General features: G+C 58.2%; 5 protein-coding genes. 1 reads left to right on the top strand and 4 read right to left on the bottom strand.

Annotated elements, in window-relative coordinates:
- The 3 genes from H7A81_RS25160 to idnD form a co-directional block, all read right to left on the bottom strand.
- A partial coding sequence (locus tag H7A81_RS25160; protein ID WP_255479044.1) for an SLC13 family permease occupies positions 1–453 on the bottom strand: 453 nt, incomplete at its 3' end.
- Positions 454–532: 79 nt separating this feature from the next.
- Positions 533–1,297 carry a gluconate 5-dehydrogenase gene (idnO, locus tag H7A81_RS25155; protein ID WP_034830987.1) on the bottom strand — a complete coding sequence of 255 codons (765 nt, stop codon included), beginning with the start codon at positions 1,295–1,297 and terminating at the stop codon, positions 533–535.
- A 9-nt stretch (positions 1,298–1,306) separates the two neighbouring features.
- Positions 1,307–2,338 (bottom strand): L-idonate 5-dehydrogenase, encoded by a 1,032-nt coding sequence (gene idnD, locus H7A81_RS25150; protein ID WP_182059080.1) that lies wholly within the window; start codon positions 2,336–2,338, stop codon positions 1,307–1,309.
- A 472-nt stretch (positions 2,339–2,810) separates the two neighbouring features.
- On the opposite strand from idnD, the gene H7A81_RS25145 reads away from it, so the two are divergent.
- Positions 2,811–4,814, top strand: coding sequence for an NADPH-dependent 2,4-dienoyl-CoA reductase (locus H7A81_RS25145; protein WP_182059079.1), 2,004 nt, complete (start codon positions 2,811–2,813; stop codon positions 4,812–4,814).
- On the opposite strand, the gene rlmG is transcribed toward H7A81_RS25145, so the two are convergent.
- A partial coding sequence (gene rlmG / locus H7A81_RS25140) for a 23S rRNA (guanine(1835)-N(2))-methyltransferase RlmG (RefSeq protein WP_182059078.1) occupies positions 4,815–5,787 on the bottom strand: 973 nt, incomplete at its 5' end.

The raw sequence follows: 5,787 nt of genomic DNA, 5'->3' as shown, positions 1-5,787 counted from the left end.
GTGCGTCACCGAGAGTGCAGCCACCATCGGCACGCCGACGTACAGCAGCGGCAAACCGGCCGCCGCGACGATGGTGAACACCAGCGGCAGCAGCAGCACGAAGCCCACTTCATAGAACATCGCCAGACCGACGATCAGACCGGTGACCACCAGCGCCCATTGCAGCCGCTCTTTACCAAAGGCGGCAATCAGCGTGGTCGCCACGCGTTGTGCCGCGCCGGTGTCCGAGACCAGACGCCCGAGCATGGCACCGAAGCCGAGGATCATCGCTAATCCACCGAGCGTCGAGCCGATACCTTTTTGGATCGAGGCCATCACATTGAGCGGCGTCATCCCTTCAGCGATACCCACCACCGCCGAGACAAACACCAACGCAATAAAGCCGTTGACCTTAAATACAATCATCAATACCAGCAGCAGTATCACACCCAGCACAATAATGGTTATTGGCATTTTTTATTATCCTTAGGAATACAGAGGGGTGATTAAGGTTTAGGCGCGGCCAAGCGAAAATGCCAGCCGCGCCATGGCATTACACGGCGACGCGCATACCGCCATCAACGAACAGCAAGTGACCATTGACGAAATCAGACGCGCCCGAGGCGAGGAACACCGCAGCACCAATCAGCTCTTCCGGTTTACCCCAGCGAGCGGCAGGCGTGCGTTTGGTGAGCCAGCCGGTAAAGGCCGGATCGTCCGCCAGCGCCTGGGTCATCTCCGTGACGAAGTAGCCCGGTGCGATGGCGTTCACCTGGATGTTATGGCGCGCCAGCTCGACGCACATACCGCGCGTCAGCATGGTGACGGCGCCTTTGGAAGCGGCGTACGGCGTGATGGTGTCGCGGCCCAGTTCGCTTTGCATCGAACCGATATTGATGATTTTACCGCGCTGGCGATCGACCATTTTTTTCGCCACGGTTTGAGAGACCAGGAACACGGCGGTCTGGTTAACGGCAATCACGTCATTCCAGTCCTGCTCCGGGAATTCGAGGAATGGGCGGCGGCGCTGGATCCCGGCGTTGTTCACCAGAATATCAATCGGGCCCCATTCGGCTTCAATCTCATCCACCGCCTGCTGCACCTGCGCAGACTGCGTCACATCAAAGGCTTTGGCATGGGCACGCAGGCCCAGCTCACGCAGTTTCGCCGCGCCCTGCTCTGCACCCTCTTTGGTGGTGGCGTTGACGATCACTTCCGCGCCGGCTTCACCCAGGCCACGCGCCAGCAGAAAACCAATACCGCGCGCCGAACCGGTGAGTAATACACGCTTGCCTTCGAGGGAAAATAACTGACTCATCACTGCTCCTTAAAAGGTTAACTGGACTTTCGCCGCACGAGTTTTATCGCCAGCAAACTGCAAGGCCGCGTCGATGTCCTGCAAATCGTATTCACCGCTGAACAGCGGCAGCGGGTTGACCACACCGTTCGCCAGCCACTCGACGGCGGTGTTGAATTCATGGGTAAAGCGGAAAGAACCGACCAGCTGAATCTCTTTGGCAATCAGCGCCATGATCGGGAAGTTCGGGATGGTGCCGCCCATGCCGACCTGTACCAGCGTGCCTTTGGCGCACACCACATCAAGGCAGCGCTGCAGTGAGGAAGGATGGCCAGAGGCCTCAAACGCCACATCGAAAAAGCCTTTGTCAGCCAGATACGGCGTGAAATCGCCCTCGGCGGCATGGATCACATCGGTCGCGCCCATCTGCTGCGCCATCTCCAGCGAACGCTCGCTAATGTCGCTGCACACCACAGAGGCGGCACCGCGCGCTTTCGCTGCCGCCGCAATTAAGCAGCCAATCGGACCGACGCCGGAAATGAACACGTGCTTGCCGGTAAGATCGCCCGCCTGATGCGTGGCGTGAATGCACACCGCCAGCGGCTCGGCGAACACCATCACGGTTTCATCGGCATCCTGTGGGAAAGGCACGCACTGTTTGCTATCCACCACTTTGTACTGGGTGAAACCGCCATCGACATGCGGCACATACATCGCACTGCCGAAGAAACGCATGGCGGTGCACTGGTTTTCCTGATCGCGCTGGCAGTATTTGCACTCGCCGCACGGTTTGGACGGATTGACCGCCACTTTTTGATTCGGCTTCAGGTCCGGGTTGTCGCTCTCCACCACATGACCAATCACTTCATGACCGAGGATCATCGGCATTTTGACTTCGAAGCTGCCGACTTTGCCTTCCTGATAGTAATGCAGGTCAGATCCACAAATGCCGCCGCGCGTGATACGCACCAGCGTGCCTGTGCCGTCCCATTTCACCTGTTGCGGTGCGACGCTGACCTGTTTTTTCCCGGTAATCACGCAGGATTGCGTTTCGATATTCATGGTTTCCCCATTTGTTGCTGTTGCAATGGGGGCTATCAAAGCGGGATCAGAGGCTGAAAACTGTGAACCAGATCACTCTAAATCATGTTACGAAATAGCTGTTACCTGGAACGTGAACTGCTCGTACAGAAGATGGAAGCGGGATCACTTTTTGCTGGGGAAAACCAAGACTCGTCTTGGGGATTAACCACAGTGAGCTATGTCATTATCGCCGCACCCTCACCCGGGAAAGTCGTCTGGATTGAGTCTGACAGGAGTCATAACTATAGAGCTAAATCATTAGCCCTCATCTTCAAGCTGTTTCAGGGTGCACAGGTCTCTTCCCGTGCCGGGCGAAGGAGTCCGAACCTTTCGCCTGCGACCTGTCGCCCTGCTTTTTTTGAGGTTTCTCACAGCCTGAACACCGCGAATTTCCATCCCAACCAATTCCCGCTAAAGTTAACTCATCCGACCACTTTCCGAGACTGTGTTCATGACTGAGCATTACGCCCACCTGTTTGCCCCGCTGGATCTGGGATTTACCCAATTAAAGAACCGCTTTCTGATGGGCTCCATGCACACCGGGCTGGAAGAACACACTGATGGCGCCACACGATTAGCCGCGTTTTATGCGGAGCGCGCGCGGGGAGGCGTGGCACTGATTGTGACCGGCGGCATCGCACCCAACCCACAGGGCGTGGTGGCACACGGCGGCGCCATCCTCAATCAGGAGAGCCAGTGCGACTGGCATCGCACCCTGACCGATGCGGTGCATGCAGAAGGCGGCAAAATCGCGCTGCAAATTCTGCATGCCGGGCGTTACAGCTATCAACGCGATTTGGTTGCGCCTTCAGCGTTGCAGGCACCGATTAACCCATTCACGCCGCGCGAACTGAGCGATGGCGAGATTCGTCAGACCATTGCGGACTTTGCCCGGTGCGCCAGGTTGGCCCAGCAGGCCGGTTATGACGGCGTCGAGATCATGGGCTCCGAAGGTTATCTGATTAATCAGTTCCTGGTGGCGCACACCAACCATCGTGACGATGAGTGGGGCGGCGATGTGCAGCGCCGTCGTCGCTTTGCGCTGGAAGTCACGCAGGCGGTGCGCGAAGCGGTCGGCCCGGCGTTTATCATCATCTTCCGCCTGTCGATGCTCGATCTGGTGAACAACGGCAGTTCGCTGGAAGAGACGCTGACGCTGGCAAAGGCGCTGGAGCAGCGCGGTGTGACGCTGTTCAACAGCGGTATTGGCTGGCACGAAGCGCGCATCCCGACTATCGCCACTTGCGTACCGCGTGCCGGTTTTGCGTGGGTAACGCAGCATCTGCGTGAAGCGGTATCCGTCCCCGTTATTGCCACTAACCGTATCAACCATCCGCAGGTGGCGGAATCGCTGCTGCGCGATGGCATTGCCGATATGGTGTCGATGGCACGTCCGTTTCTTGCCGATGCGGCCTTTGTGCGCAAAGCGCAGGCCGGGCAGCCGGATGCCATCAACACCTGCATCGCCTGCAATCAGGCCTGTCTCGATCAGATCTTTGTCGGCAAAGTCACTTCATGTCTGGTTAATCCCCGCGCCTGCCACGAAACCCTGATGCCGGTAATCCCAGTTGAACAGCCTAAACAGATTGCGGTGGTCGGTGCTGGCCCGGCGGGCATGGCGTTCGCGCTGCAGGCGGCCGAGCGCGGCCATCAGGTCACGCTGTATGAAGCGGACGCACAGATTGGCGGCCAGTTTAATATTGCGCGTCAGATCCCCGGTAAAGAGGAGTTTAGCGAGACGCTGCGCTACTTCCGCCATCAGCTGGAGACACAGGGCGTGGCGATTCGCACCGAGCATCGCGTGAGCGCTGATGAGCTGGAAAGTGTGGATGAAGTGGTGATCGCCACCGGTATTGCGCCGCGTCAGTTGTCGATCCCCGGCATCGACCATGCCAGCGTACTCAGCTACCTCGATGTGATTCGCGATAAAAAGCCGGTCGGCCAGCGCGTCGCCATTATCGGTGCGGGCGGTATTGGCTTTGATACCGCTGAGTTTTTGCTGCATCAAAACGCGCACGAAGATTTTTATCAGAGCTGGGGCATCGATCAGAGCTTACAGGCGCGCGGCGGGTTAGTCCGTCCGCAGCCGCTGGCAGCGGATCGGCAAATCTGGCTGTTGCAACGTAAATCCGGCAAGCCCGGCGCCGGGCTGGCGAAAACCACTGGTTGGATCCATCGCGCCAGTTTGCAGGCGCACGGCGTGCAGATGTGGGGCGACGTGGAGTATCTGAAGATTGATGATGCAGGATTGCACCTGCGTCATCAGGGCGAAGCCGTCACTTTGGCAGTGGATAACGTGGTGATTTGCGCCGGGCAGGAGCCGCTGCGTCAGCTGGCGGACGAGCTAGCCGCACGCGGTAAAGCGGTAAAGCTGATTGGCGGAGCCGATGTGGCGCAGGAGCTGGATGCTCGCCGCGCCATCGCACAGGCCACTGAGCTGGCGCTCAGCGTCTGATTAACGCAGTTTGACCGAACGCAGCACCACGAACTTGGCGTTAGACGCCACCAGCTCACAGTTGCCAAACAGCTTTTTCATTTTGACGTGATAACCGAGGTGGCGGTTGCCGACAATACGCAACTCGCCGCCGTACTGCAGACAACGTTTGGCATCACGCAGCATTTGCCAGGCCAGATGATCGGTCACCGCGTGCTGCTGATGGAACGGCGGGTTGCACAGTACCGCGTGCAGACGATCCGACGGGAAGCCACTCAGCACGTTGTTGACGCGGAACTGACAGCGCGCCAAATCCTGCGGACGGTTTACTTCCACGTTGAGCTTACTGGACGCCACGGCCATGTAGGATTCGTCATAGAACAGCACGTCCGCCTGCGGGTTCTGCTCCAGCGCCAATAAACCAATCACGCCGTTGCCGCAGCCAAGATCGAGGATTTCCCCTTCAATATCTGACGGCAGATGCTGCATAAAGAAACGCGCACCCACGTCCAGCGATCCGCGAGAGAACACGTTAGCGTGGTTGTGAATCTGGTAAGAGGAATCGTCCAGCGGCCACACCGTGGTCTCTGACACCTCCGGCAGTTTGGGCGCGCTGTAAGTGCAGTAAATCAGGCGCGATTTCTTCCACGCCAGTGAGGTTTTGCTCTCACCGAGAATGCGATCGAACAACTGCTGCGTGGAGTTATGAATATCTTTGGCTTTTGCCGCGCCGAGGATCAGTGTGTCTGGCGTCACCACTTTACGCAGCGCGCGCAGTTGGTGCTCCAGCAGAGCCAGCGCTTTCGGGATTTTAATCAGTACGACAGCAGGCGCAGCAGGTAGCGGCGCCAGGCTATCGATAAAGTGCACTTGATCTTCGTCCATCTCATTAAGACGCAGGTTCTGTTTCGCCGCCTGCTCGCTCAGCAGCGAGTCGCTGACGTGCCACACTTCACGGCCGTTCAGTCCGCAGGTCAACGCACCAAAGCTGTCG

Origin of the sequence: Pantoea sp. ME81 (assembly GCF_903970985.1) — a bacterium.
Lineage (GTDB): Bacteria > Pseudomonadota > Gammaproteobacteria > Enterobacterales > Enterobacteriaceae > Pantoea > Pantoea communis.
This window is presented reverse-complemented; position numbering and strand designations above follow the sequence as displayed.